This is a genomic window from Methyloligella halotolerans (assembly GCF_001708935.1).
In the GTDB taxonomy this organism is placed as follows: Bacteria; Pseudomonadota; Alphaproteobacteria; order Rhizobiales; family Methyloligellaceae; genus Methyloligella; species Methyloligella halotolerans.
In genome coordinates this window covers 14,350-40,798 of the sequence record NZ_MASI01000009.1, presented here as the reverse complement: position 1 = coordinate 40,798, position 26,449 = coordinate 14,350, and the positions used below count along the sequence as shown (strand labels likewise).

26 protein-coding genes and 1 pseudogene are annotated in these 26,449 nt (G+C 64.8%); 18 read left to right on the top strand and 9 right to left on the bottom strand.

What is annotated here, in order from left to right:
- Positions 1-13: 13 nt before the first annotated feature.
- A complete protein-coding gene (locus A7A08_RS13630) occupies positions 14-712 on the bottom strand; it encodes an arylesterase (RefSeq protein ID WP_069096022.1) in 699 nt (232 codons plus the stop codon).
- 65 nt (positions 713-777) lie between these two features.
- Between A7A08_RS13630 and A7A08_RS13625 the strand changes: the two genes are divergently transcribed.
- From A7A08_RS13625 to A7A08_RS13615, 3 genes are all read left to right on the top strand, one after another.
- Positions 778-1,512, top strand: a complete 735-nt coding sequence (locus A7A08_RS13625) for an ABC transporter ATP-binding protein (RefSeq protein ID WP_069096021.1) — start codon at positions 778-780, stop codon at positions 1,510-1,512.
- Positions 1,509-4,073 carry an ABC transporter permease gene (locus tag A7A08_RS13620; RefSeq protein WP_069096020.1) on the top strand — a complete coding sequence of 855 codons (2,565 nt, stop codon included), beginning with the start codon at positions 1,509-1,511 and terminating at the stop codon, positions 4,071-4,073. Before A7A08_RS13625 ends, A7A08_RS13620 begins: the two co-directional genes overlap by 4 nt.
- Positions 4,074-4,259: 186 nt before the next feature.
- Positions 4,260-5,015: a Bax inhibitor-1/YccA family protein gene (locus tag A7A08_RS13615; protein ID WP_069096019.1), complete on the top strand. Its 756-nt coding sequence runs from the start codon at positions 4,260-4,262 to the stop codon at positions 5,013-5,015.
- A 187-nt stretch (positions 5,016-5,202) separates the two neighbouring features.
- On the opposite strand, the gene A7A08_RS13610 is transcribed toward A7A08_RS13615, so the two are convergent.
- The 3 genes from A7A08_RS13610 to acnA form a co-directional block, all read right to left on the bottom strand.
- Positions 5,203-5,559: a DUF2794 domain-containing protein gene (locus A7A08_RS13610; protein WP_425349035.1), complete on the bottom strand. Its 357-nt coding sequence runs from the start codon at positions 5,557-5,559 to the stop codon at positions 5,203-5,205.
- A gap of 626 nt (positions 5,560-6,185) precedes the next feature.
- Complete coding sequence (locus A7A08_RS13605) at positions 6,186-6,938, bottom strand: DUF1223 domain-containing protein (protein ID WP_083226794.1); 753 nt, start codon at positions 6,936-6,938, stop codon at positions 6,186-6,188.
- A gap of 318 nt (positions 6,939-7,256) precedes the next feature.
- Positions 7,257-9,953, bottom strand: coding sequence for an aconitate hydratase AcnA (acnA, locus tag A7A08_RS13600; protein WP_069096017.1), 2,697 nt, complete (start codon positions 9,951-9,953; stop codon positions 7,257-7,259).
- Between the two features lie 196 nt (positions 9,954-10,149).
- Here acnA and ccmA point away from each other — a divergent pair, with 196 nt between their 5' ends.
- From ccmA to A7A08_RS13575, 5 genes are all read left to right on the top strand, one after another.
- Entirely contained in the window at positions 10,150-10,782 is a 633-nt protein-coding gene (gene ccmA / locus A7A08_RS13595) for a heme ABC exporter ATP-binding protein CcmA (RefSeq protein WP_069096016.1), read from the top strand.
- The gene (gene ccmB / locus A7A08_RS13590) at positions 10,782-11,450 is read left to right on the top strand and encodes a heme exporter protein CcmB (RefSeq protein ID WP_083226807.1); all 669 of its coding nucleotides are present in this window, start codon (positions 10,782-10,784) and stop codon (positions 11,448-11,450) included. Before ccmA ends, ccmB begins: the two co-directional genes overlap by 1 nt.
- A 111-nt stretch (positions 11,451-11,561) precedes the next feature.
- On the top strand, positions 11,562-12,320 hold the full coding sequence (locus tag A7A08_RS13585) for a heme ABC transporter permease (protein ID WP_069096014.1): 759 nt from the start codon (positions 11,562-11,564) through the stop codon (positions 12,318-12,320).
- A 16-nt stretch (positions 12,321-12,336) separates the two neighbouring features.
- Positions 12,337-12,753 (top strand): heme exporter protein CcmD, encoded by a 417-nt coding sequence (gene ccmD, locus A7A08_RS17450; protein ID WP_069096013.1) that lies wholly within the window; start codon positions 12,337-12,339, stop codon positions 12,751-12,753.
- A complete protein-coding gene (locus A7A08_RS13575; protein WP_069096012.1) occupies positions 12,750-13,370 on the top strand; it encodes a DsbE family thiol:disulfide interchange protein in 621 nt (206 codons plus the stop codon). Before ccmD ends, A7A08_RS13575 begins: the two co-directional genes overlap by 4 nt.
- Here A7A08_RS13575 and A7A08_RS13570 read toward each other — a convergent pair.
- The 5 genes and pseudogenes from A7A08_RS13570 to dapF form a co-directional block, all read right to left on the bottom strand.
- Positions 13,367-13,810: a MarR family winged helix-turn-helix transcriptional regulator gene (locus tag A7A08_RS13570; protein WP_069096011.1), complete on the bottom strand. Its 444-nt coding sequence runs from the start codon at positions 13,808-13,810 to the stop codon at positions 13,367-13,369. The two genes, A7A08_RS13575 and A7A08_RS13570, sit on opposite strands and share 4 nt — an antisense overlap.
- 257 nt (positions 13,811-14,067) lie before the next feature.
- Complete coding sequence (locus tag A7A08_RS13565; protein ID WP_083226792.1) at positions 14,068-14,697, bottom strand: septation protein A; 630 nt, start codon at positions 14,695-14,697, stop codon at positions 14,068-14,070.
- Positions 14,681-15,910: a signal recognition particle-docking protein FtsY gene (gene ftsY, locus A7A08_RS13560; RefSeq protein ID WP_208430641.1), complete on the bottom strand. Its 1,230-nt coding sequence runs from the start codon at positions 15,908-15,910 to the stop codon at positions 14,681-14,683. Before ftsY ends, A7A08_RS13565 begins: the two co-directional genes overlap by 17 nt.
- Positions 15,911-16,555: 645 nt before the next feature.
- Complete coding sequence (gene mtaB / locus A7A08_RS13550; protein ID WP_069096008.1) at positions 16,556-17,812, bottom strand: tRNA (N(6)-L-threonylcarbamoyladenosine(37)-C(2))-methylthiotransferase MtaB; 1,257 nt, start codon at positions 17,810-17,812, stop codon at positions 16,556-16,558.
- Between the two features lie 42 nt (positions 17,813-17,854).
- Positions 17,855-18,723 (bottom strand): annotated as a pseudogene (gene dapF, locus A7A08_RS13545) (diaminopimelate epimerase).
- 142 nt (positions 18,724-18,865) lie between these two features.
- Between dapF and A7A08_RS13540 the strand changes: the two are divergent.
- The 10 genes from A7A08_RS13540 to rplS all read left to right on the top strand — a co-directional run bounded on the left by A7A08_RS13540 (position 18,866) and on the right by rplS (position 26,430).
- Positions 18,866-20,056, top strand: a complete 1,191-nt coding sequence (locus A7A08_RS13540; RefSeq protein WP_069096007.1) for an amidase — start codon at positions 18,866-18,868, stop codon at positions 20,054-20,056.
- Between the two features lie 97 nt (positions 20,057-20,153).
- Positions 20,154-20,444, top strand: a complete 291-nt coding sequence (locus A7A08_RS13535) for a hypothetical protein (protein ID WP_208430640.1) — start codon at positions 20,154-20,156, stop codon at positions 20,442-20,444.
- Between the two features lie 251 nt (positions 20,445-20,695).
- On the top strand, positions 20,696-21,130 hold the full coding sequence (locus tag A7A08_RS13530; RefSeq protein ID WP_245290949.1) for an SH3 domain-containing protein: 435 nt from the start codon (positions 20,696-20,698) through the stop codon (positions 21,128-21,130).
- Positions 21,130-21,549: a hypothetical protein gene (locus tag A7A08_RS13525; RefSeq protein WP_083226790.1), complete on the top strand. Its 420-nt coding sequence runs from the start codon at positions 21,130-21,132 to the stop codon at positions 21,547-21,549. The genes A7A08_RS13530 and A7A08_RS13525 overlap by 1 nt, the downstream gene beginning before the upstream one ends.
- Positions 21,550-23,061 (top strand): signal recognition particle protein, encoded by a 1,512-nt coding sequence (ffh, locus tag A7A08_RS13520; protein ID WP_069096005.1) that lies wholly within the window; start codon positions 21,550-21,552, stop codon positions 23,059-23,061. It begins immediately after the preceding gene.
- 59 nt (positions 23,062-23,120) lie between these two features.
- A complete protein-coding gene (gene rpsP, locus A7A08_RS13515; protein WP_069096004.1) occupies positions 23,121-23,651 on the top strand; it encodes a 30S ribosomal protein S16 in 531 nt (176 codons plus the stop codon).
- Positions 23,652-23,657: 6 nt separating this feature from the next.
- Positions 23,658-24,272 (top strand): ribosome maturation factor RimM, encoded by a 615-nt coding sequence (gene rimM / locus A7A08_RS13510; RefSeq protein ID WP_069096003.1) that lies wholly within the window; start codon positions 23,658-23,660, stop codon positions 24,270-24,272.
- A gap of 3 nt (positions 24,273-24,275) precedes the next feature.
- Positions 24,276-24,980 (top strand): tRNA (guanosine(37)-N1)-methyltransferase TrmD, encoded by a 705-nt coding sequence (gene trmD / locus A7A08_RS13505; protein WP_069096002.1) that lies wholly within the window; start codon positions 24,276-24,278, stop codon positions 24,978-24,980.
- Positions 24,981-25,095: 115 nt separating this feature from the next.
- Complete coding sequence (locus tag A7A08_RS13500) at positions 25,096-25,362, top strand: hypothetical protein (protein WP_069096001.1); 267 nt, start codon at positions 25,096-25,098, stop codon at positions 25,360-25,362.
- A 339-nt stretch (positions 25,363-25,701) separates the two neighbouring features.
- A complete protein-coding gene (gene rplS, locus A7A08_RS17660; protein ID WP_083226789.1) occupies positions 25,702-26,430 on the top strand; it encodes a 50S ribosomal protein L19 in 729 nt (242 codons plus the stop codon).
- Positions 26,431-26,449 lie beyond the last annotated feature (19 nt).

Sequence of the window (26,449 nt, the reverse complement as noted above, 5' to 3'; positions counted from 1 at the left end):
GAGCCCGGAAGCCTTACAGCTTCGGTGACGGCGAGGCCGGCGCGGACGCCTCGCGCTGCGCCCTCACCTCACCCAGCAGTTCCTCGACCTTCGGCATGATGCCGTCGACGATCTTCGCAACCCCGTCGCCATTCGGATGCATGCCGTCGGATAGGGTCAGCGTATCGTCCATGGCAACACCATCGAGAAAAAACGGGTAGAGGATCAGGTCGTACTGCTCCGCAAGCGCGGGATAAATCGCGTGGAATTCCTCCACGTAGTCCTTCCCCATATTGCGCGGCGCCTCCATGCCGGCAAGCAGAACGGGCAGGTCTCGCGCCTTCGCCTGCTCGATGATCTTCGCCAGCGAGGCCTTGGCCTCCGCCGGGCTCAAGCCGCGTAGCGCGTCGTTGGCGCCGAGCTCCAGAATGATGGCGTCGGCGTTCTCAGGCACCGCCCAGTCGAACCGGGACAGCCCGCCTGCAGCCGTATCGCCGGAGACGCCCGCATTCACCACCTCGACCTTCTGGCCACGCGCTTCCAGCGCCTCCTGAAGCTGTGCCGGAAAGGCCTCCGCCTGGGGCAGCTGATAGCCGGCCGTCAGGCTGTCGCCGAGAGCAACGATAACGGGCGGCGAGGGCTCGGCGAAGACAGGCCCGCTGGCGAAGACCAGCGTGACCGCCGCCAGTATCGATGCGGCAAATGGGATCAGACGACCTCGACGCGCTTTCATGTTTTCACCTCTTTGGGCTTCTCTATTGACGCCATCCGTGCGAATCCTCACCTCAAAGCCCGCCCATGGAAAATACCTACAAATCACCCGCACCCTCTATCGCTGAACAGCCTGCCATCGCCCTTGAGGACGTCCATGTGACGCTCCCGTCGCGCGCCGGCCCCGTCGATATCCTGCGCGGCATCGATTTCAGCGTCGCCGACGGCGAGACCGTCGCCATCGTCGGCCCGAGCGGCGCGGGCAAGTCCACTCTGCTCATGGTCATGGCCGGTCTGGAGCGCGTGACCAAGGGCAAGGTGAGCATCGCCGGCACAGATCTTTCGCCTCTGAACGAGGACGGCCTGGCGCGGCTTCGCGCCACCCATATCGGCATTGTGTTTCAGGCTTTCCACCTCGTGCCCACCATGACGGCGTTGGAGAATGTCGCTCTGCCGCTCGAATTCCTGGACCGCGACGATGCCTTTTCCGTGGCCAAGGAGGCCTTGAAGGAGGTCGGGCTCTCCCACCGCGAGAGCCACTTTCCGGCACAGCTATCCGGCGGCGAGAAGCAGCGCGTCGCTATCGCCCGCGCCCTGAGCCCGGGACCGTCCCTCATCCTGGCGGATGAGCCGACCGGCAATCTCGACCTCAAGACGGGCCAGCAGGTGATGGATCTCCTCTTCGCTTTGAAGGAGCGCACGGGCGCCACCCTCCTTCTCATCACCCATGACCGGTCCCTGGCGGAACGCTGCGAACGCATGGTGACGCTCGCCGACGGCCGGATCGCCAGCGAAGAAGAAGAGCGGGCCGCCGCCTCGTGAGTGAACCTGCCAAAGCCTCCGATCCGTCGTTCTGGCTGCCGCTGAAGATCGCCCTCCGGGAGCTCCGCTCCGGCGCGGGAGGCCTTTCCGTATTCGTCATCTGCATCGCACTGGGCGTGGCCTCCATCGCTGCTATCGGTTCCCTGGCGGCCGCCTTCGACGCGGCCCTCGTCAATAGCGGCCGGACGCTTGTCGGCGGCGACCTCTCCTTCGAGCTGGTCCATCGCCAGGCGACCGACGACGAGGCCAAGGCCCTCAACGAGCTGGGAGAGATAAGCGAGTCCGCCAGCCTTCGCGCCATGGCCCATGCGAAAAAGGACAAGAGCGCCCTGGTCGAGATCAAGGCCGTGGACGCCGCCTTCCCCCTGTTCGGCAATGTCGAGATCCTTGAGCCGAAGGATGCAGGTCCCCTGTGGCGCAAGCCCGGCAATGTCATCGTTGAGCAGAGCCTGCTCGACCGCCTGAACCTGAAGATCGGCGACAAGCTCACGATCGGCGAAGGGAATGTCACAATCGCGGGCATCTTGGGCGATCAGCCGGACCGCCTGGCCGACCGTCTCGCCTACGGCCCGCGCGTCTTGATGTCTCTCGACACCTTGGAGCAGACCGCGCTGATCCAACCGGGCAGCCTGATCCGTTGGACCTACCGCCTACGTCTTCCAGGCGAGCTCGGTACCGACCGCGACGTGCTCGCCGCAACCAAGGCCAAGGTGCAGGAGCGCTTTCCCGAGAGCGGCTTCGCCGTCAACGACTGGACCGATCCCGCCCCCAGGCTCCGCCGCAACGCGGACCGCTTCACCCAGTTCATCAGCCTGGTCGGACTCACCGCGCTGCTGCTCGGCGGCATCGGCGTGGGCAACGCCATCCACGCCTATATGAACCGCAAACGCGAGGTGATCGCGATCTTCAAAAGCCTGGGCGCCACCTCGAAGCTGGTGCTTCGCGTCTACCTGCTCCAGGCGCTCCTGCTCACCGCCATCGGAATCCTGATCGGCCTGATCGTCGGCGCGGCCACCCCGGCCATCATGTCCGCCCTCTATGCGGACCGCCTGCCCATCGCCCTGGTGACATCGGTCCATCCCGTCCCGCTGCTCATGGCGGCGGGCGCCGGCCTCCTGACCATGGCGCTGTTCGTTCTCTGGCCACTCGGACGGGCCAGCGCCGTGCCGCCCGCGGTGCTCATGCGGTCCCATCTCGCAGAAGAGGACCGCTTCACCACCGCCTGGCCGTTCGCGGTCGGCTCCGGTCTGTCGGGCTTCGCCCTCTTCGCCCTCGCTGTCGCCACCTCCAGCGAACCCCTGATCACCGGGCTGATCTGCCTGGGCATCGTCGTGGCCTTCGGCGTGCTCTACGTCATCGGCTGGGGTCTACAGGCGCTCGCGGCCCTGCTGCGCCCCCGCGTGCCGCCCACCCTCGCCCTCGCCTTCGCCAGCATCGGGGGGCCCGGCTCCCTGGCCCGCAACGTCGCCCTATCGTTGGGTCTCGGCCTCGGCCTTCTGGTCGCCGTCGCCCTGATCGACCGGGCCCTCGTCGCCGAGCTTCAGGGCGATCTCGCCGCGGATGCGCCGTCCTACTACTTCCTCGATATCGACGCCGGCGATATAGGCCGCTTCCGCGAGACCGCGAAATCGGTGCTGCCCGATGTCGAGCTCAATGACGCCCCCATGCTGCGGGGCCGCATCGTGCGGCTGAACGGCGTCTCGGTGGATGAGATCGAGGCCTCACCGGAATACCAGTGGGTCATCAACGGCGATCGCGGCCTCACCTACACAGCCGAAGTGCCCGATGGCTCCAAGGTCGTTGCCGGCGAATGGTGGCCGAAGGATTATGACGGCCCGCCCCTCGTCTCCTTCGACGACAAGGCGGCGGAAGGCCTGGGGCTCCATCTGGGCGACCTCGTCACCGTGAACATCCTGGGCCGCAACATCGAGGCATCCGTTTCCAATCTCCGCGAGATCGATTGGGAATCCCTCGCCATCAATTTCATCATGGTCTTCCCGCCCAGCACCCTCAAAGGCGTGCCCCACCGCGCTCTGGCCACTTTGGAGTTCCCCGAAGGCACCACTCCGGAACAGGAGGGCAAGCTGATCCAGACACTGGCCGAAGCCTTCCCTCTGGTCACCGCTATCAAGGTCGGCGACGTGGTGGATGCGGCCCAGAAGCTGATCGGCCAGGTGATGACGGCGATCCAGGTTACCGCGGGTATCACGCTCCTCATCGGCGCCGTCGTGCTGGCCGGCGCTATCGCGTCGGGTCAGCAGCGGCGGCAGTACCTCGCGGTGCTCTACAAGACCCTCGGCGCCACGCGCCGCCGCATCGTCACCGCGGAGCTGGTGGAGTTCGCATTTCTAGGTCTGAGCGTCGCCGTCGCCGCCGTAGCGATCGCGACCCTCACCGCCTTCGTGCTCTGCGTCTTCGTTTTCGACATCCCATTCCGCTTTTCCGCGCTGGCCGCAGGCGAGACAGTGCTGCTTGCGCTGGGCCTCGTTCTGGGCCTCGGACTTGTCGCCATCTGGCGGGTGCTTTCCGCCAAGGCGGCACCTTATCTCCGGGCCGAATAGCCCGCGCCGGAACCGCTTCAAGCGTGATTGCGCGGCCCGCGCCATGTTCTCGTTAAAGAGAGTGGATACCTTTGCGCCAAGAGCATCTTGCGCCCAAATCGGATCACGCCCATATTTGGCGCAACATAAGAATTTCTCACTGAACCGCCCGATCCCCGGGCACTCAGGCTGAAAGGAAAGTCATCGATGGCTGAATTCGAAGGACGCTACGCCCAGCCGCGCACCGCCGGCCGCGCCGAAACCGGTGCGATCGACCAGGGTCTGCGCAGCTACATGCTTAGCGTCTACAACTACATGGCCAGCGGCGTCGCCCTCACCGGCGTGGTCGCGTATGTCATTTACGCCATGTCCGTCGTCGAAACCGGTGCAGGTCTCCAGCTCACCGACTTCGGCAACATCATGTTCAACAGCGCCTTCAAGTGGGTGGTGATCTTCGCGCCGCTCGCCATGGTGTTCGTGCTCTCCATGGGCATCCAGAAAATGAGCCTCGGCGCCGCCCAGGCAGCGTTCTGGGGCTTTGCCGCGCTCATGGGCGCATCTTTGGCGTCGATCTTCCTGGTCTATGCGGGCGAAAGCATCGCGCGGGTCTTCTTCATTACCGCCGCGTCTTTCGGCGCTCTCAGCCTTTGGGGCTACACCACCAGCCGCGATCTTTCGGGCTGGGGCTCGTTCCTCTTCATGGGCCTGATCGGCATCATCCTCGCTTCGCTGGTGAACCTGTTCCTGGGCTCCACCGCCCTGCAGTTCGCGATCTCGGTGATCGGCGTGCTGATCTTCGCGGGCCTCACCGCCTACGATACCCAGCAGATCAAGGAGATGTACTACGAGGGCGACTCCACCGCCGTGGCCGGACGCAAGGCCATCATGGGCGCCCTGCGGCTTTATCTGGACTTCATCAACCTGTTCATGATGCTGCTGTCGCTCTTCGGCGACCGCCGCTAGTCCGGACGAAGCGTCTCAAAGACAAAGCCCCGGGGGTCTCCTCCGGGGCTTTTTTGTTGCCTAAACCCTCACCGCCGTCATTGCCCGGCTTGACCGGGCAGTCCAGCAACCACCGCCGTCGGTTCGTTCGCAAGACCAGGGGGTACTGGATCCCTGCTTTCGCAGGGATGACTATCGAGTAGAGGAGCTACCCCTCGACGAGCCGCAGGCCTTTGTCGAGCACGCGCAGGACACGCGACAGGTCGTGACCGCGCTTGAGGATCTGCCCGGTTGCCGCCACCACGCTATAGGCGCCCTGGCGGCGCGCCAGCTTCGGATCCTTCTCGATGCGATAGAGCGGCACCTCGCTGGTGCGCCGGAAGATCGAGAACACTGCTTTGTCCCGCGCGAAGTCGATGGCGTAGTCGCGCCACTCGCCGCTGGCCACCTTGCGGCCGTACACGTTCAGGATTTGAGTAAGCTCCGAGCGATTGAAGGCGACTTCGCTGGGTCTTGAGGCGACGCTCGAAACCGGTTTAGGGCCCCTTGCGCCACTCAGCGGCACGATGGTCGAAGTGGTATCGTTCAAACCGGCTCACCCTCTGCAACGGAACTGTCATGATGGCGCTCCAAGCGGGCGAACACAAGCCAATCGGGGCTGCAGAAATAAGTGTAACAATTTGTAATATAAATCACACTATTGCCCCAGTTCAGCCGTTGGCATGCCCCAAAAAACCGTAGGATGACTATTGTTGCCTCTCGGCCCGGTCCAAAGTGAGACTTCGGTATCTCAGCCCCCCAGCCCCCCCGGGGTCTTCAACTAGGACCGGGCCACTTCATTTCAAGTTCGCTCCTCCCAGCGAATGAGTACGGAAACGGGTCGGCTTTCACGCTGGCCCGTTTCTGATTCTGGAGCCCTGTTCCGGAAGTGATGCGAAGAGGCGACAAACCTCATGGTCTGAGACGCGCCGCTCAAGCGGCGCCCTCGCCATGAGGTGTTAGGGAAGCAGTATCTCTCAACGAGGAGCACCTGGCTCGCAGGTCCCGCCCATCCCCAGCGTCATCACCGGGCTTGGCCCGATGATCCATGAACACTGACGCTCGTTGAAAGAATCAAAGCGGGGGTTATGGATGCCCGCCACGAGAGCGGGCATGGCACCGAGATTTCTGATCGATTGGTGAGCGCGCCGTCTAGAGCTTCGAGAGCTCCGCAGCTCCGAGGATCGGGCCGCCCGCGCCGCGCTGGAGCAGCACGAAGACGCGGTCGCCGCCACCGCCCTTGAGCTTGGAGAGGGGAATGGTCACGCGCGTCGCTTCGCCCGACCAAGTCCCCACGGGCACAAGCTGCCGGACATTGTTGCGATAGGTCACCGTGCGTCCGCGGTTTTCGCCACGGGCGATCTTCACCGGCTGCGCGGTTTTCGCCATGCCGGCCCAAAGGGTCGCAGACCGTCCATCACCGCCCGACCCGATCGAGGCGACGAGAGCATCGCCGTCCCGCGACAGCATGATCGGCACCTTCCGATCGGCAAGCTCACTCTGCGCCGCCGCGATCGCCTCGGTCACCGCCTGAGGGTTGCTCCCCACCGCGTGGGCCACGCCGTCCACGACGATCTGAGGCGTATAGACCCGCCCATCGCCGCGCGCCTGGGCGTATCGCCGCTGACGTTCGCTGTTTGCCGGACTACCCAGCGTGTCCTTCCAGCCGAGGTAATCCCAATAATCGACGGAATAGGACAGGGCGATCACGTCGCTCCGCTTGTCCAGCTCGCCGAGCAGCTTGTCCGCCGGCGGGCAGGACGAGCAGCCCTGGCTGGTGAACAGCTCCAGCACGGCCGGCGTCTTCACCGGCGCGGCGGAGACCGATGCGATGTAGAGCCCCGAGAGCAGCATGGCGAGGCCAAGCAGGAAGGGCATGAGCAGTTTGGACAGGATCGCTTTCATGGGCGTAAGTCTGCCCCGAACCGTCGTTCACATGGGCTCACAAGCCATGCGCCGGAATTCACTTTTGGGTGAGCTGGTATTGCGGCTCTCACCGCCTGTCATTGCCCGGCCCAGCGGTTCACCCCACTCGGTCGTCATTGCCCGGCTTGACCGGGCAATCCAGTAACCACCGCGATCAGTCGTTGCGCAAGACAAGGGTTGCTGGCTCCTTGCTTTCGCGAGGGATGACAGCTGAATGCGCTGCGACGGCCTACGCCACGTCTCCTTCGGGGCGCGCAAGCGCGCACCTCAGGATGACGTGGACCGAAAATTCCGCGCCTAGGCCGCCTTGGCGAGCTGCCGAAGCACGAAGTGCAGGATGCCGCCGTTGCGGTAGTAGTCGAGCTCGTCCGCCGTATCGATGCGCACCAGAAGCGGGATCGTCCGCTCCTCGCCGCTCGGGTAGCTGATCTTCGCCTGGACGGTCTTTTTCGGGCTGAGATCGGCGAGCCCGTCGATGGAAACCATCTCCGCACCCGTCAGCCCCAGCGATTTCCAGTCCGTGCCGTGCTCGAACATCAGGGGCAGCACCCCCATGCCGATCAGGTTGGACCGGTGGATCCGCTCGAAGCTCTCGGTGACGACCGCGCGCACCCCGAGAAGCAGCGTGCCTTTTGCGGCCCAATCCCGCGACGAGCCGGTGCCGTATTCCTTGCCCGCGAACACCACCAGCGGCACGTTCTCCTCCGCATAGCGCATAGCGGCGTCGTAGATCGCCATCTGCTCGCCGGACGGCTGATGCACCGTCACGCCGCCTTCGACACCCGGCACCATCTGGTTCTTGATGCGGATATTGGCGAAGGTGCCGCGCATCATCACCTCGTGATTGCCGCGCCGCGAACCGTAGGAGTTGAAGTCGATCGGCTGCACGCCGTGCTCCTGCAGATACCGCCCGGCCGGGCTGTCCTGCTTGATCGCGCCCGCCGGCGAGATGTGGTCCGTGGTAATGGAATCGCCGAACAGGCCGAGGATACGCGCATTCTCGATATCCGTGACGGGCTTCGGCTCCGGATCCATGTCCACGAAATAAGGCGGGTTCTGCACGTAGGTGGACTTGCCGTCCCAGTCGTAGGTACGGCCGCCCGTGAAATCGATGTCCCGCCATTCCTTGTCGCCGCGGAACACGTCGGCGTAGCGCTCCTTGAACATCTCGCGCTTCACTGCCTTGCGCACGGTCTTGGCGATTTCCTTCGAGCTCGGCCAGATGTCCTTCAGATAGACGGGCTCGCCGTGCTTGTCGGTGCCCAGCGGATCGTTGAACAGGTCGACATTGATGCTGCCGGCCAGCGAATAGGCCACGACCAGCGGCGGCGAGGCGAGATAGTTCGCCCGCACATCCTGGTTCACCCGGCCTTCGAAGTTGCGATTGCCAGAAAGCACCGAGGCGACCGCCAACCCGTTCTCGTGGATCGTCTTGGAGATCTCCTCCGGCAGCGGCCCGGAATTGCCGATGCAAGTGGTGCAGCCATAACCCACGAGATTGAAGCCGAGCTTGTCCAGATCGTCCTGGAGATCGGCCTTGGCGAGATAATCGCTCACCACCTGAGAGCCCGGCGCAAGCGACGTCTTCACCCAGGGCTTGGTCTGCAGACCCTTCTTCACGGCGTTCCGCGCCAGCAGACCCGCCGCGATCATCACCGACGGGTTGGAGGTGTTGGTGCAGGAGGTGATCGCCCCGATCACCACATCGCCATGGCCCAGATCGAAATTCTTGCCGTCGACCGGCACGCGCTTATCGGCCTCGGCCGCTTTGCCGTATTCCTCGTCCAGCACTTGGGCGAAAGCCTCTGCCGCGCGTGTCAGGGGCACCCGGTCCTGGGGCCGCTTCGGTCCGGCGAGGGAAGGCTCCACATCCGCCAGGTCGAGCTCGAGCGTGTCGGTGAAGACGGGATCGGGCGTATCGCTCTCCCGGTAGAGCCCTTGAGTCTTCGCGTATTCCTCGACCAGCGCGATGCGGGAGCGCTTGCGGCCGGTGGCCTCCAGATACTCGATGGTCTCCGAATCGATCGGAAAGAAGCCGCAGGTCGCGCCGTATTCCGGCGCCATGTTGGCGATGGTCGCCCGGTCCTCGAGCGGCAGGTGGTCCAGCCCCTTGCCGTAGAACTCCACGAACTTGCCGACCACGCCCTTCTTGCGCAGCATCTCGGTGACGGTGAGCACGAGATCCGTGGCGGTCACGCCTTCGGGAAGCTTGCCCTTCAGCCGGAACCCGACGACCTCGGGGATCAGCATGGAGATCGGCTGACCCAGCATGGCCGCTTCCGCCTCGATGCCGCCGACGCCCCAGCCGAGGACCGAAAGGCCGTTCACCATGGTGGTGTGGCTGTCCGTGCCGACCAGGGAATCCGGGAACGCGGTCAGCTCGCCGTTCTCCTTGGTCCAGACGGTCTGAGCGAGATATTCCAGATTGACCTGATGGCAGATGCCGGTGCCCGGCGGCACCACGCGGAAATTGTCGAACGCATCGGCGCCCCAGCGCAGAAACGCATAGCGTTCGCCGTTCCGCTCATATTCCCGCTCCACGTTCTCCAGGAACGCCTTGGGCGAGCCGAACACGTCGACCATGACAGAGTGATCGATCACGAGGTCGACCGGCGCCAGCGGATTGATCTCTTCCGGATCGCGACCAAGCGCCGCCATGGCGTCGCGCATGGCGGCCAGATCGACCACCGCCGGCACGCCGGTGAAATCCTGCATGAGCACCCGGGCGGGGCGGAACGCGATCTCACGGTCGCTCCGCCGGTCGGTGAGCCAGCCGGCCATGGCCCGGATATCCTCGTCGCTCACCGTGCGCCCGTCTTCGTGACGCAGCAGGTTCTCGAGCAGAACCTTGAGAGAGAAAGGCAGTCGGCCGATTCCGTCGAGCCCGTTGGCCTCGGCCTTCTTAAGATCGAAATATTGGTAGCTGCGATCCTTCAGCTTCAACGTCGAGCGGGATTTGAAACTGTCGAGCGACGTTTGAGATGAAGAGGTCAATTGCGTCCCCACAACCGTGAATGGATTTTATAATCAAGAATGGGGCCAATCGCCCCGCAAGAGCGGACGGCGGAGGCCGCGCCCTTGGCTTTCCCAGAACTTCTATATAAAGCCCCATGCGAAAGGGTGACAATGCGCGAAGAAATCGCGCCCCGCTCGCCCACGAATGCGACAGAGTCTGATCATTTTGGATGCAATGGAAGTTCCCCAGCGACTCGAAGCGCATGACCTTGCCTGCCGTCGTGGCCTGCGGCTCGTCTTCGAAGGGCTGAGCTTTGCGCTGTCCGCCGGCGAGGCCTTGCTGCTGACCGGCCCCAACGGCGCCGGCAAGACGAGCCTGCTTCGCCTGATGGCCGGCTTCCTCCCGGCCGAGACCGGAGAGGTGCGCCTACTGCCCGCCGATGAGGAGAAGCCCTTCGGCGAACATGTCCACTATCTCGGCCATGCCAACGGTGTGAAGGCGAGCCTTACGGTTTCTGAGAATCTACAGTTTTGGATCGACTATTACGGCGCCCCGCCCCTCTCCGACGAGACGATCCAGGCGCATCTCTCCCGCTTCGGTCTTGCCGAGATCGCGGACCTGCCCGCCGGGATGCTCTCCGCGGGACAGAAGCGGAAGCTGGCATTGTGCCGCCTCCTGGCCGCCCCACGCCCCGTGTGGCTGCTGGACGAGCCTTCCGTCTCCCTCGATGCGGCATCCACCAAGATCCTCGCCGCCATCATCAAGGATCATCTCAAAGCGGGCGGCATGGCGGTCGTCGCGACCCATCTGCCCTTGTCGTTGCGCTTCGCCCAGAACCTCGACCTCAGCGCACGCGAGGCCGCATGATCCGCGCCTGTCTGGCCCTGCTTCGCCGCGACCTCACCCTCTCCTGGCGCGAAGGCGGCGCCATCGGCACGGCGCTCGGCTTTTATTTCACCGTCGTGGTGCTGACCCCGCTGGGCCTCGGCCCCGACCTCAACCTGCTGTCGCGCATCGCCGCCGGCATGCTTTGGGTGGCGCTGCTGCTGGCCGGGCTGCTCTCCGCCGACCGCATCTTCCATAACGATTACGAGGACGGCAGCCTCGATCTGCTGATGCTCGGCCCCATCCCCCTGGAGCTTGCCGCCGGCATCAAGAGCCTCGCCCACTGGATCGCGACGGGCATCCCGCTGACCCTCCTCGCGCCGGTCCTCGGCCTGCTGCTGAATCTCCCGATCGACGCCTATGGCATGCTGATGCTCTCGCTCCTGGCGGGAACGCCCGCCGTCAGCTTCCTGGCCGCCATCGGCGCTGCGCTGACCTTAGGCCTTCGCCGCAGCGGCGTTCTGATTGCGCTCCTGGTGTTGCCGCTCTACGTGCCGGTGCTGATCTTCGGCGTCTCGAGCGTAAGCGCCGCCACCACCGGTCCTGGCTCGCCGTGGAGCGCGCTTCTCATCCTTTGCGCCATCAGCCTGATCAGCATCGTTCTGTCGCCCATCGCCGCCGCGGCCGCCTTGCGGGCGAGCCAGCGATGAGCGGCCAATGGGCGCCATCGATTGCGCCGAGGCGTCAAACACCTTAGATCGACTTCAAACAAGCGTCCGAAGCCACGGACGCCAGCCCAAACCAATCGCGAGCAGCCCTGCATGAGCAATCGCAAGCCGCCCGGCGGCCTCAGCGGCCTTGCCAACCCCACGCGCTTCCTCAGCCTGGTGAACGCCGTCACACCATGGCTTGCCGGCTTGACCGTGCTGCTGATCGGCTACGGCCTGTATCTCAGCTTCTTCCAGGCGCCGCCCGATTATCAGCAGGGCCAGACCGTGAAGATCATGTTCATCCATGTCCCCTCGGCCTGGATCTCCATGTTCGCCTATACGGTCATCGCCCTCTCGGCCCTGGGCGTGTTGATCTGGCGCCACCCCCTGGCCGATGTCTCGGCCAAGGCCGCAGCGCCCATCGGCGCCACCTTCACCTTCATCGTTCTGGTGACGGGCTCTCTCTGGGGCAAGCCCATGTGGGGCACCTACTGGGTCTGGGATGCCCGCCTCACCTCGATGCTGATCCTGTTCCTGCTCTATCTCGGACTGATCGCGCTCCGCCAGGCCATCGAAGATCCGGTTCGGGCCGCCCGCGCCACCGCCATCCTGGCCCTGGTGGGCGCGGTGAACCTGCCCATCATCAAATTCTCCGTCGATTGGTGGAATACCCTGCATCAGCCGGCCAGCGTCTTCCGTATGGGCGGACCGACCATCGATCCGTCCCTGCTGACGCCGCTTTTCGTCATGGGCGCAGGCTTCTTCGCCCTGTTCACCTTGCTCCATCTTCTCGCCATGCGCGCCGAGATCCTGAGCAGACGCGTCCACGCCTTGCAGCAGATCGCCGTCCAGCGGGCCGCGGCTGCGTAGGGAGAACCGGAAGACCATGCTCCACAACGCTTTGGATCTCGGCCCCCACGCCGCCTTCATCTGGGGCGCCTACGCCGTGACCGCCATCTGCGTCATCGGCCTGACCGTCGGCGTGGTTGCCAACGATCGCCGCCAGCGCCGTCTTCTCGCAGATCTCGAGGCCCGCGGCATCACGCGACGCTCGGCGGCCAAGCCGACTACCGCCGACTCGTCCGCCGAGAAGCCGTCCACCGGAACCGCCGAAGAGCCCGCGAAACAGACGTCGCCGAAGCCCAGGAGTCCCGCAAAAGCGAGCACGACGGCCGAACCCAAGAGGGCTCAATCCACGACAGCCAAACCCAAGAGCCAAGCAAAACGCGCGCCGAGCCGCCGCAAGAGTCCGGCCAAGCCGGCACAATCCGCCAGGCCTGCTTCGCGCCGGGAAAGCAAATGACCGAGAACGCCGCAACGCCGCGCCGCCGCGCCCTGATCTGGTCCTTGCCGCTGATCGTCTTTCTGGGACTTGCAGCTTTGTTCTGGTTCGCGCTCGGCGCGGGCGATCCTCACCGCTTGCCGTCTGTCCTGCTCGGCAAGCCGGTGCCTGTCTTCGACTTGCCGCCCCTCATCGAGGGAGGCGAGGGGTTCGACAACGAAGAGCTCGCGCAAGGCGGCCCGACCATCGTCAATGTCTGGGCGTCCTGGTGCGGACCGTGCCGTCAGGAGCACCCGGTTTTGATGGAGCTGGCCAAACAGCCGGGCGTCCGGCTCTTCGGCATCAACTACAAGGACGACCCCGAAAGCGCCCGCGCCTTCCTCAACAAGCTCGGAAACCCGTTCGAGAAGGTCGGTGCCGACCGCTCCGGCCGGACCGCGATCGATTGGGGGGTCTATGGTGTGCCGGAGACGTACGTGATCGACCCCGATGGCAACATGGCCTACCGCCATGTCGGTCCGCTCACCGAGCAATCGGTGAAGGAGGAGCTTCTTCCGCTGATCGCCGAAAAGAGCAGCCAGCCGCGGAGCAACTCGGGTGCCGAGACCCCGCCCGAAGAGGCGGCAGGCGGCTCCTAGTCCTTATCGCCCTGGACGATCAGGCTGAGGGATTCGAGGAATTCCTGCCGCTTCGCCGGTGGGAGCTTCGACAAGAGACGCGTATCTGCCGCCATCGCCCGCGGCTGGGCCTCTGAAAGAGTCTTGATGCCCACCCGTGTAAGCCGGATTTCGTAAGCCCGCCCGTCCTGCTTGGCGCGCCGGCGCCGTATGAGACCGCGGGAAAGGAGGCGGGCGACGATGTCGGCGAGCGTCGAACGATCGATCCCGGTTCGCTCGACCAGATCTGTCTGGGTCAGGCCCTCCAATTCCCCAACCGTCGCGAGCACGGTGAATTGGCGCGGTGTCAGATGGCACGCACTGGCTTCAAGCAAAAACACGTCGTTCGCGTACTGCCCCGCCCGGTGCAAAAGATGCATGGCCGAACGGTCGAAACCGTCGCCGGAGTCTTCTTGTCCCATCGTTCTTCGTTTTCTCCACGGTCCTCGGCGATTTCCCCCACGCTATACGAATCGCATCGATTTCTAGATCCTTAGTACAACCCGTAATCATCACTCGCAAACTATAGGTTGCGTAAGTCGCCGGTTTCCCCAAAACGACGAGCCTCGTAAAAAGCCCCAATATCTGCCGTCTACTCGGGCGAGAGAAGCCGGCATTTCGGATTTAGGGAGATTTTTCGGGATTTCGATACGCGTCCGCATAGAGCCGCGCAGAATGCTTAACCGGCGCGCTCTTCCTCGTCGGTGTTCTCGCTATAGCGCTGGAGGAGCGGCATCTGGAGAAGAGCGAAAATGAGCGTGAGGGGCAGGAAGCCGAAGGCCTTGAAGCTGACCCAGGCATCCGTGGAGAAATTGCGCCAGACGAACTCGTTCACCACCGCCATGACGATGAAGAAACCGACCCATCGATAGGTCAGCTTACGCCAGCCCTCCTCTGTCAGCGCAAAGGCCGGACCGAACAGAAATTGCAGCAGGGGCTTCTTCATCAGGAGACCGCCGAGCAGGACCGCCGCGAAGGTCACGTAGACGATCGTCGGCTTAAGCTTGATGAATGTCGCGTCCTGCAGGTAGAGGGTCAGCCCACCGAAAACCATCACGATGACGCCGCTGACCAGCGGCATGATCGGTACCTTGCGGTAGCGGAAGAAGGCGAAAGCCAACGCGGCCACCGTCGCGATCATGAACGCCGCCGTGGCAAAGTAGATGCCCTTCGCCGCATTCATGGCGAAAAAGATCAGCAGCGGACCGAGCTCAATCGCCATCTTGGTCGGCATCGACTGCTCGACCGCCCCTTCCGCCTCTGCAGGGCTTTCTGTCTGGGGATTGTCGCGTCTAGGCTGCTTTTGCATTTTCTCGTCCGAAACCGGCGATGGCACGTGCGAAATCCTCCGCATCGAAGGATTCCAGATCGTCGATCCCCTCGCCCACGCCGATGGCATGCACCGGCAGGCCGAAGCGCTCGGCGATCGCCACTAGAATTCCGCCCCGCGCCGTGCCGTCGAGCTTGGTCACCACCAGACCGGTGACGCCCGCAACCTGCTGGAAAAGCTCCACCTGGTTGAGCGCGTTCTGGCCCGTCGTCGCGTCGAGCACCAGAAGCACGCCATGGGGGGCCTCCGGCTCCAACTTCTTTAGGACGCGGACGATCTTCGCCAGCTCGTCCATCAGGTCGCTCTTGTTCTGCAGGCGGCCCGCCGTGTCGATCATAAGCACGTCGGCATTGGTCTCCTGGGCGCGCTTCAGCCCGTCATAGGCGACGCCCGCCGGGTCCGACCCCACGTCATGAGCCACCACGGGCGCATTCACCCGCTCGCCCCAGATCTTCAGCTGATCGATCGCCGCCGCCCGGAACGTGTCCGCAGCCGCCAGAGTCACCTTCTTACCCTGGGTCTCGAACCGGTGGGCGAGCTTGCCGATAGTGGTCGTCTTGCCGGTGCCGTTCACACCCACGACAAGCCAGACGAAAGGCTTCTCCGCCATGGCCGGAAAGGGCTGCGCGACCGGATCCAGCACCTTGGTCACCTCGTCGCCCAGAACCTGGCGAACCGCGTCGGCCGATGCACCGCGGTCATAACGGTTCTTGGCAATGATACTGCGCACCCGCTCGGCCATCTCGACACCCAGATCCGCCCGGATCAGCACGTCTTCCAGGTCGTCCAGGGTGTCCTCGTCGAGCTTCTCCTTGGTCAGCACCGCTGAGAGGTTTTCCGTCAGCGCATTCGACGTCCGCGACAAGCCCTCGCGAAGTTGGGCGAACCAGCCCTTCTTCGGAGCTGCCGCCTGCGCCTTGAACTGCTTCGGCTCCGGCGCGGTCGGGCCCGCCTCGTCCTCGTCGTCATTCACAGGGCCAGGTCCAGCCGGCGGGGTGTTCTTATCCGGTCCTTCGGACTCCTTCTCGGCCGGCGCACCATCGGGCTCCGGTGGCCGCGGACTGGCTGGGCCGGCCTCGTCGTCGGCCTGAGGCGCCTCTTCGGTCCGCCGCGAAGGCTCCCTTTCCTCCGGCCGCTTCTGGCCGGGCGCATTCGCCGGCGCCGAAGCGGGCGGAGAGGTCTTGGGCTGCATCTCCGTCGCGTGCTCGTCTTCGCGCTTCTTCTCCTCCGCCGTCAGTGGCGCATGAGGCTCAAGGGTGGTCGCGGTACCCTCGCCTTTCCGGGGCGTGGTCGCCGGCTTGGAAGACCTGCCGCCGGGTTTGGCAGTGCTCTGAGCCGCGCCCTTGCCCGAGGTAGCCTTGCGGGCCGCGGGCGCTCCGCGGAAGGCTTACTGGCGGCCGGCTTGCTGGCGGCCGGCTTGCTCGCTGCGGATTTCGCGGTCGCCGCCGTCTTGCCGGCAGGCTTCTCGGATCGTTTGGCGGGTGTCGCAGCCGGCTTTGCCGCCGACCCGGCCTTCGCGGCAGGCTTCTTCGCCGCCGGTGCTTGGCGGCCGGTTTGGCCTCGGACGCTTTTGCCGGAGACTTGGCAGCCGGCTTCTTGGCCGATTGCTTCTTGGCCGTCGTCGATTTGGCGCCGCTGGATTTGGCAGCCGGCTTTTTCGCTGCGGGCGCTTTTTCTACCGGCGGCTTCGCGGCAGGCTTCTCAGCCGTAGGCGTCTCTACCGCCTTCGGCTCAGGTGTCTTCGCTTTTGGCGCCTCCGGCTCCGGCGTTTTCGGGGCGTCGTCGGCTCCGCCGAACCCGAACAGTCGTTTGAAAAATCCCGGCTTCTTGGTCTCGCTCATCCCATCACCTTCGCCAATAGGGCGTTGCCGTCATGGCCATGCACTTCCGCTTCGACCAGCCGGCCCGCCCCATATGCTTGTTCCAGCTTGACTAGGGTAAAGTCGGACGCCCGCCCCAATGTTTCACGCTCGGTCAGCACCTGGATGCGCCGGCCGCTCGCTCCGTCGAGATGCCGCTTCAGGGCCTCGACACCCTTCTCGCGAAGGGCCTTCGCGCGGGCGCTTACGATCTGCTTGTCCACCGCAGGCATGCGTGCCGCAGGCGTGCCGGGCCGCGCGCTATAGGGGAAGACATGCAGGAAAGTCAGCCCGCAATCGTCCACCAGCGACATGGAATTTTCGAACATCGCGTCGGTTTCCGTCGGAAAACCCGCGATCAGATCGGCCCCGAAGACGATATCGGGCCGAAGCCGCCGGACTTCCTCGCAGAATTGCACCGAATGATCCCGCCCGTGGCGGCGCTTCATGCGCTTCAGGGTCAGATCGTCACCGGCCTGGAGGGAAAGGTGCAGATGCGGCATAAGCCGCTCTTCCTCCGCGATCGCCCGCATCAGGTCCTCGTCCGCCTCGATGGAATCGATGGAGGAGAGCCTTAGGCGCGGCAGCTCCGGAACCTGACGGAGGATAGAGCGAACCAGCTTGCCGAGGCGCATCCCGCCGGGCAGGTCCGCCCCGTAGGACGTGATGTCGACCCCGGTCAGAACGACTTCGGAATAGCCCTGCTCCGCCAGCACGCGGATCTGGCGCACCACCTCGCCCGCCGGCACCGAGCGCGACGGTCCGCGGCCATACGGGATCACGCAGAAGGTGCAGCGGTGATCGCAGCCGTTCTGGATCTGAACGTAGGCGCGGGCGCGGGATCCGAATCCATCGATGAGATGCCCGGCCGTCTCCTGCACCGACATGATGTCGTTGACCTGGACCCGCTCCTCGCCCCCGACGGAGAGCCCGCCGAAGGTCTTCGCCTCGAGCTTTTCCTGATTGCCGACCACATGGTCGATCTCTTCCATGCCGGCGAAATGCTCCGGATCGATCTGGGCCGCGCAGCCGGTGACGATGATCTTGGCGTCCGGCCGCTTCCGACGGGCACGTCGAATCGCCTGGCGCGCCTGGCGCACGGCCTCCTCGGTCACCGCGCAGGTGTTCACGATCACGGCGTCTTCCAGACCCGCGTCCTGCGCATGGCGCCGCATCACCTCGGACTCGTAGGTGTTCAGGCGGCAGCCGAAAGTGATGATCTCAAGGTCGGACATTTTGGGTGTCTAACACGAAAAAGGGGCGGCCCGTGAAGAGCTTCAGACCGCCGGTGTCTCTTGCTTAACGAGGCCTTCGGGCAGCGTGCCCTCGAAGTCGAGCGCGTAAGGGCCGATCATCAGGATGTGGTCGTCGTCCTCCCTCCAATCGATGACGAGATCGCCGCCGGGCAGGCTCACCTTGACCGTTCGCCCCGTCAGCTTCCGGCGCGCCGCGGAGACGGCCGCGGCGCACGCCGCCGTGCCGCAGGCCTTCGTCAGCCCCGCGCCCCGCTCCCAGGTCCGCAGCTTCAGCGCATCCTCTCCGGTGACCTGCGCCAGCGAGACATTGGCCCGCTCCGGAAAGATCGGAAAATTCTCGATCATCGGCCCGAACCGGGCGAGGTCGTGGGCGTCGACATCCTCGACGAAGAAGATGCAGTGGGGATTGCCCACATTGACCACCGCCGGCGAATGGAGCACCGGATCGTCGATCGGCCCGATCTGCAGCTCGATCCGCTTGGTGTCGTGAAATTCCTCCTCCAGCGGGATCTGATCCCAGCGGAGCCGCGGCGCGCCCATATCGACGGCAACCACGCCGTCCGCGCCGACCTCGGCCGGCAGGATGCCCGCCTCCGTCTCGATCCGGACCGACAGCCGCTCTTGCTCCACCGCGGCCAAAGCGCCACGCAGCGCGTCGCGTTCCCGCACGCGCCCACCTCGCTGCCGTCCGCATTGTAGATGCGCATGAAGAGATCGGCCCGCGAGGTCGGCTCCAAGACGATCACCTGATCGCAGCCGATGCCGGTCTCGCGATTGGCGATGGCCGCGATGCTCTCCGGATCGCGCGGCACATTCTGGACGCGCGCATCGAGCACGACGAAGTCGTTGCCGAGCCCGTTCATCTTGCGGAAGGAGATTTGATCCGCCATTGCCTGTCCTGACCGCGCCTTTGCGTCCGCGCGTCTTCGCCGTTAAAGGAACTTCGCCCGTTATATGGCGTCTCCTAGGCTCTCGCCTAGTGATGCATCCTCATATTCTCGAACCAAGGCACTCGAGCCTTCGATAGGTCTTATGCCAGCAGATTCCACCAACGATCCCGTCCACGCTCTCGTCCCCCACAGTCCCGGGCGGCCCATCGAGGGCGCCGCCAACGGTCCACTTGCCGGGCGCAGCTTCATGATCAAGGACATGTTCGCGGTGGAGGGGCTGAAGGTTTCCAACGGCAATCCGGGGTTCTACGAGATCGCCGAACCGGCGAACGAGACCGCGCCCGCCGTCCAGGCCCTGCTCGATGCCGGCGCGACGCTGACCGGCTCTACGATCTGCGACGAGTTCTTCTACAGCCTGCTCGGCGATAACGCCCATTACGGCGCCCCCATCAACCCCCGCGCCAAAGACCGCCACACCGGCGGCTCCTCCTGCGGGGCGGCCGCGGCCGTGGCGGCCCGCATGTGCGACTTTGCCCTCGGCGCCGATACCGGCGGCTCGGTGCGCATCCCGGCGTCCTTCTGCGGCCTGTACGGTCTCCGCCCGACCTTCGCCCGCATCAGCCTCGACGGTGCCACGCCCATGGCGCCGCGCTTCGATACCGCCGGCTTCTTCGCCCGTGACGCGAAGCTGTTTCGCGAGGTCGGCAACGTGCTGCTGGACGAACGCCGTGTCGAAGGCGCCATCGGCCAGCTCATCGTCGTGGAGGATATGTTCGACCAGGCCGACCCGCGCATTGTGGAGGCAATCGGTCACGCCCTGGCGCATGTCGGCGATAAGCTCCCGCCCGCCGAGCCGCGCCGCATCGTGGGCGAGGCGATCGAACCTTGGCGAGAAGCCTTCCGCATCCTCCAGGGCCACGAGATCCAGGAAACCCTGTTGCCCGCCATCGAGAAGCACGGGCTGAAACTTGGCCCCGGCATCAAGGAGCGGTTCGAGATGGCTTCCAAAATCACTGACGAGGAGGCGGACGAAGCCCAGAAGGTCCGGGAGAAAGCCACCATGCGGCTTCAAGCCCAGGCCCAGCCGGGCAACATCATGGCGATCCCCACGGCACCGACCCTCCCGCCCAAGCGCGACGAGGCGGAAGGCGAGGCGACGGCCCGGTTCCGCAAGCTCACCCTGCAGGCGACCTGTCTCGCCGGCCATGCGGGCCTGCCCCAGATCACGATTCCCGCGGGCGAGGTGGACGGCTGCCCCGTGGGCCTCTCCTTCATCGGCTGGCATGGCGGCGACGAAGCCCTCCTGGATCTGGCGGTCAAGCTCGCGGGTTAGCGCGGCGCCGCCACAGCTTCGCCGTCCGGCCGGACTATGTCAGGATGCATTCATTTGAAGCCTTAGGCCGACCGACTCGGAGAAATTATCCATGCGCATGATGCTCAAAGCCCGTTTTCCCATGGAGCCCGCCAACCGCGCCATCGAGGCCGGCCGTTTCGGACGCATCATCGAGGCGACCATCGAGCGGCTGGAACCCGAAGCCACCTACTTCTTCACCGAACGCGGCTGTCGCGCGGCTCTTTTCATCTTCGATCTGACGGACCAGGCCGATATCCCGATCTTCGCCGAGCCCCTCTTTTCGGAGCTGGACGCCGAGCTGGAGGTGCAGCCGGTGATGAACGCCGAAGACCTGACCAAGGGGCTGGACGCCGCCTTCACCAGCTAGCGGACCCGCGCCCGTCCGCCTGCCAGCTTGACTTCTCGTCGGCCAGCGCTCAAAACACCTGCGAAATTCTAGGCAGCTCGAATTGTGTGAGCCGCCGCCCTGCACACGGCTTTCCAGATAAGTCAGGAACAGCCCGGGGGCAGGGGGGTCAACTTCCGTCAGCGCGATGCGCCCACGGAAGCAATTCCGCTTTGCCTGATCGCTTGTTGTAGGGTTGTGGCCCTCGAAGCCACAACGAAAGGACCCTGGCCATGACGAAGCTGGCCCTGAAGAAACCAAATTTGGCGATGCCGGCCCTGGCATTGAACGCCTTGCTCGCCGTCGCTGCGGTTGCCGTCGCGCCGGCCCTCGGCGTCGCCCAGCAGCGTGCGATCCCCGTCGTCCCCGGCCAGAACCAGGGCTACGACGCCTGCGGGATCATCGGCGAGGTCGCCGGTCTCGACCCCAACGGCGACGGCTTCCTGGCCGTGCGCGCCGGACCCGACGGCGACTACGCCATGCTGGACCAGCTCCACAACGGCGATGCCGTCTATATCTGCGATCAGAGCGGCCCGTGGCTCGGCGTCGTCTATCCCGGCTATCAGGATTGCGGGGTCTCCTCGCCTTGGCCGCAAGCCGCCGCCTATCAGGGACCCTGCTCTTCCGGGTGGGTGCATCAGAAATATGTGAGGGAAGCCGCCGGCTAATGACTGTCCGCCGTTTCATATCCCTGCCTCGCCGGGCTTGGATCCTGGCCGTTGCGCTGGTGCCGGTCATCTTGGCCGGCGCCGCCTTCGGCGACCTGGATTCCGTGCCGGTCATGGCCGGGCAGGACAGCGGCGACGCCTGCGGCTCCTGGGGCCAGATCGTTGGCCTCGCCGACAATCCCGATGCCGTGCTGCCCGTGCGGTCCGGCCCCGGCCCCGACTATCCGGTGATCGACGAGATCAAGGAAGGTCAAGGGGTCTCCATGTGCGACCGGAAAAAGGGCTGGGAAGGCATTGTCTATTCCAAGAAGGATCAGGCGTGCGGCGTCGGAACCCCCTGGCCGGAGCCCCGGGCCTATTCAGGACCCTGCAAGTCCGGTTGGGTCGAACGCAAATATGTGGATTTGGTAGCCGGATAGATGTTCGAGAGCCTTTCAGACCGCCTATCGGGAATTCTCGATAAGCTCACCCGCCGCGGCGCACTTTCGGAAGCCGACGTTTCCGAAGCCATGCGCGAGGTCCGCCGTGCCCTGCTCGAGGCCGATGTCGCCCTCGATGTGGTGAAGGACTTCATCGATCGGGTGAAGCAGAAGGCCGTCGGCCAGGAGGTGGTGAAATCCGTCGCCCCGGGCCAGATGGTCATCAAGATCGTCCACGACGAGCTGATCGAGACCCTCGGCCGCGACCCGCAGCCCATCGATCTCGCCGCGGCCGTGCCCGTGGTCATGATGATGGTCGGCCTGCAGGGTTCGGGCAAGACGACGACGACGGCCAAGCTCGCCAAGCGTCTGCAGACCCGCGAGAGGCAGAAAGTCCTCATGGCCTCGCTGGATACGCGCCGGCCTGCCGCCCAGGAGCAGCTCAAGATCCTCGGCGAGCAGACCGATGTCGCGACCCTGCCCATCGTTGAGGGCGAGGACCCGGTCACCATCACCAAGCGCGCCATGGACGCCGCCCGACGCGGCGGCTTCGATGTGCTGCTGCTCGATACCGCGGGCCGCACCCATATCGACGAGGAGCTGATGGCCGAGACGGCTTCCATCGAGAAGGCGTCCAATCCCCACGAGACTTTGCTGGTCGCCGATGCCCTGACCGGTCAGGACGCGGTGAACCTCGCCCAGAGTTTCGACCGATGCGTCTCTCTCACCGGCATCGTGCTGACCCGCATCGACGGCGACGGCCGCGGTGGCGCCGCGCTCTCCATGCGCGCCGTGACCGGCAAGCCCATCAAGCTGCTCGGCACCGGCGAAAAGATCGACGCCCTGGAGGATTTCCACCCCGACCGTATCGCCAACCGCATTCTCGGCATGGGCGACGTGGTCAGCCTGGTGGAGAAGGCGATCGAGAATGTCGAGGTGGAGAAGGCTGAAGCCGCCGCCAAGAAGATGCGGAAGGGCACCTTCGATCTCGACGATCTCTCCGACCAGCTCGAGCAGATGAAGAAGCTCGGCGGCATGGGCGGCGTGCTCTCCATGCTGCCCGGCATCGGCAAGATGAAGAAGCAGATCGAGGCGGCAAACCTCGACGACAGCGTGCTCAATCGCCAGCAGGCCATCATCTCATCCATGACCAAGAAGGAGCGCAAGAACCCGAAGGTTCTGAACGCCTCCCGCAAGAAGCGCGTGGCGTCCGGCTCCGGCACGTCGGTGCAGGAGATCAACAAGCTGGTGAAGATGCACCGCCAGATGGCCGACATGATGAAGAAGGTCGGCAAGCGCGGCGGCTTCGGCGGCCTCTTCGGCGGCGGCATGCCTCAGATGCCCGAAGGCGAGCTGCCGAAGGACATGAAGGACCTGCCCGAAGGCCTTCCCGACAAGCTTCCTCCCGGCCTGGCCGGCGGACTTCCGGGATTGGGCGGCTTCGGAGGACCCGGCGGAATGCCCCGCGGCCTCCCCGGCCTGCCGCAGAAGACCAAGTTCAAAAAGAAATGATCGTAACCGATCGCTGAAATCAGACGAACCAGACAGAGACAAGCTCAGGAGAAACGAAAATGTCGCTGAAGATCAGACTGTCCCGGGGCGGCGCCAAGAAGCGCCCCTACTACCGCATCGTGGTGGCGGATTCCCGCTTCCCCCGCGATGGCCGCTATATCGAGAAGATCGGCACCTATAACCCGCTGCTGCCGCGCGATTCCGAAGATCGGGTCCAGCTTCTCGAAGACCGCGTAAAGCATTGGCTGGGTGTCGGCGCCCGTCCGACCGACCGTGTGCATCGCTTCCTGGACGCCGCCGGCATCCTGAAGCGCGAGCCCCGCAACAATCCCGAGAAGGCCCAGTGGGGCAAGAAGCGCACCGAGCGCGAGGAAGAGCGGAAGGAAGCCGAGGAAGCCAAGAAGGCCGCTGAGGAAGAGGCTAAGAACGCCGAGACCGCAGCCGCCGACGATGCTGCCGCAGCCGAGGAAGAGGCCTCCGTCGAGGGTGCCGACGAGGCCACCGTGGCCGCTGCCGAAGAGGCTGCAGGCGATCCCGAGGCTTCCGCCGAAGCGACGGCCGAAGAAGTCGCCGACGAAGAGAAGGCGTAAAGAGCGATGGCCGCAGGCGAGAAGGCGGACGCCCGCCTCCTCCTCGGCGAGATCGGGGCGGCGCACGGCCTGAAAGGCGAGCTCCGCCTCCGCTCCTTCACCGAGTCTCCTGCGGCGATTGCCGATTACGGCGCGCTCGAAACCCTGGACGGCGGCCGGAGCTTCAAGATCGCCCAGCTCCGTGAAGGTCCGAAGGGCCTGGTGGTGAAGTTCAAGGGCGTGAACGACCGGAATGCCGCCGAGGCCCTGACCGGCACCAAGCTCTACGTCGACCGCGACAAGCTGCCCGAAAGCGAGCCGGACGAGTGGTACTATGCCGACCTCATCGGGCTTGTGGCCGTCGACGGCGAGGGTGCGGCCTTGGGCCTTGTAACGGCGGTCCATAATTTCGGCGCCAGCGATATCATCGAGCTGGCGCCCGAGAGTGGACCGACCCTGCTCGTCCCTTTCACGGAAGAGGCCGTGCCGGAAGTCGATATGGAAGCCGGCCGCCTGACCGTCCATATCCCCGAAGGCCTGGTCGACGAACCGTCTGAAGAGGCGGCTGAAAAGGCGTCTGAAGAGGCGTCTGAAGAGGCGGCCCAGGAGGGCTCCCAGGAGGGCTCCCAGGAGGAGGAATAGCCGATGGTCTGGCGTGCCGAGGTTCTCACCCTCTTCCCCGAGATGTTTCCCGGGCCCCTCGGCCTGAGCCTCGCCGGCCGCGCCCTGAAGGACGGCCTTTGGTCCCTCGGCGCCCGCGACATCCGCAATTTCGCCACCGATAAGCACGGCTCCGTCGACGACACGCCCGCCGGCGGCGGGGCGGGCATGGTCATGCGCCCCGATATCGCGACCGCCGCCATCGATGCGGCCCGCGAGCACATGCCGGACGGTGCGCCGACCCTCTATCTCAGCCCACGCGGTGCGCCGCTGACCCAGGCCAAGGCCCAGGAGCTCGGCCGGACCCCTGGCGCGATCCTGCTTTGCGGCCGGTTCGAGGGCGTCGATCAACGGGCCCTCGATGCCCGCAGCGTCGAGGAGATCTCCATCGGCGATTACGTGCTCTCCGGCGGAGAGCTCGCCGCCATGGTGCTGATCGACACCGTCGTAAGACAGCTCCCAGGCGTGACCGGCAACGAGGTCTCCCTCGAGGAGGAAAGCTTCGCCAACGGGCTGCTGGAATATCCCCATTATACGCGCCCCAGGGACTTCGAAGGCCGCAAGATCCCGGAGGTGCTCCTGTCCGGCGATCACAAGAAAATCGCCGAATGGCGCCGCGAGGAAGCCGAGAAACTCACCCGCGCCCGCCGGCCCGACCTCTGGGCGCGGCATTCCGGCAACGCCAAATAACTAAATTAAATCATCTGTGTATCGTAATGCGGATTCCGGCTCCCCCGACTCGCAACGGTCGCAAACTTTGGCTATCGTTCGGCGACAATCAGGCGAATGTTCAGGGGGCCCGATCATGTACACCAAAGCCGTAGCACTCTTTTTGACCGTCCTTTTCTGCGCGACCGCCGCTGCTGCGGGACCGGTCACGCCGCGCCAGAAGCGGGACTGCAAGACGGATTACGACCGTTTCTGTTCCGCCCACAGCCTCGAAAGCCCGGGTCTCCGCACCTGCATGCGCAAGGTCCGCTTCCAGCTCACCGACCGCTGCGTCGACGCTCTGGTGGCGGACGGCGAGATCTCGCCTGCCATGGGCCAGAAGCTGAAGTCCAAGACTCAGTAGGGCACGCAGTCGTGCACTCGGCCGCGTCCCGTTGAGGGACTGCCGCCTACAAGATTCGAGATCGTCTCGAAGCGCGTTTTGGTAGCGGACCCCGATGCGGGTCCGCACCTGAAATTTTTCGTCTTCGCCAGCCGCCGCCAGCCATAGACAAAGCGCATCCTTTCGACTAGAAAACCGCCAGCTTCCGCACCCGGACGGTACGGTTCGTCCGTGTTTGGGAGGCTCTCGAGCAATCGAGACGGCACTCAATCAAAAAGAATGGCGTTCGCTTGAGATCGGCCACTCCCTCCAAACGCGAGGGGAGAAGGCTGGCCGGCCGGCGTCCCGAAAGGATAGACGATGAATATTATCGACGAGCTCGATCGCGAGCAGATTGCGGAACTCGCCAAGCAGCGTTCCGTCCCCAAATTTCAGGCCGGCGACACCGTTCGCGTCAATGTGAAGGTGGTCGAAGGCGACCGCAGCCGTATCCAGGCCTATGAAGGCGTCTGCATCGGCCGCTCCGGCGCCGGTCTCCACGAGAACTTCACCGTCCGCAAGATTTCCTACGGCGAAGGCGTCGAGCGCGTTTTCCCCGTCCACTCCCCGATGATCGAGTCCATCGAGGTGGTGCGCCGCGGCAAGGTCCGCCGCGCCAAGCTCTACTATCTCCGCGGCCGCCGCGGTAAGTCCGCCCGTATCGCCGAGCGCATCGACGCCCGCACCAAGAAGAAAGACGTCTTCAAGGGCTTCAAGCGTCCGAAGGGCGAGGCGGACGACCTCAAGCTTATCGAGGGCCTCAACGCCGAGATGGAGCGCAAGCTCAACAAGTTCGGCATCATTCAGTACGCCCAGATCGCCAATCTCTCCGACGAGGACATCGCCAAGATGGACGAGACGCTGGAGTTGGACGGCGCGATCGAGCGGGACGACTGGGTCGCCCAGGCCGTGAAGCTTATGGCCGAGACCACGGCGGACGAGGTTCCGGCCGAGGAAGAGGCTTCCGAGGAAGGCGCTGCCGAGGCTCCGGCCGACGAGACGCCCGCGGAAGAGGCTTCCAAGGACGAAGGCGACGCCGAGAAGAGCTAGGCTTTACGCTTAGGTCACT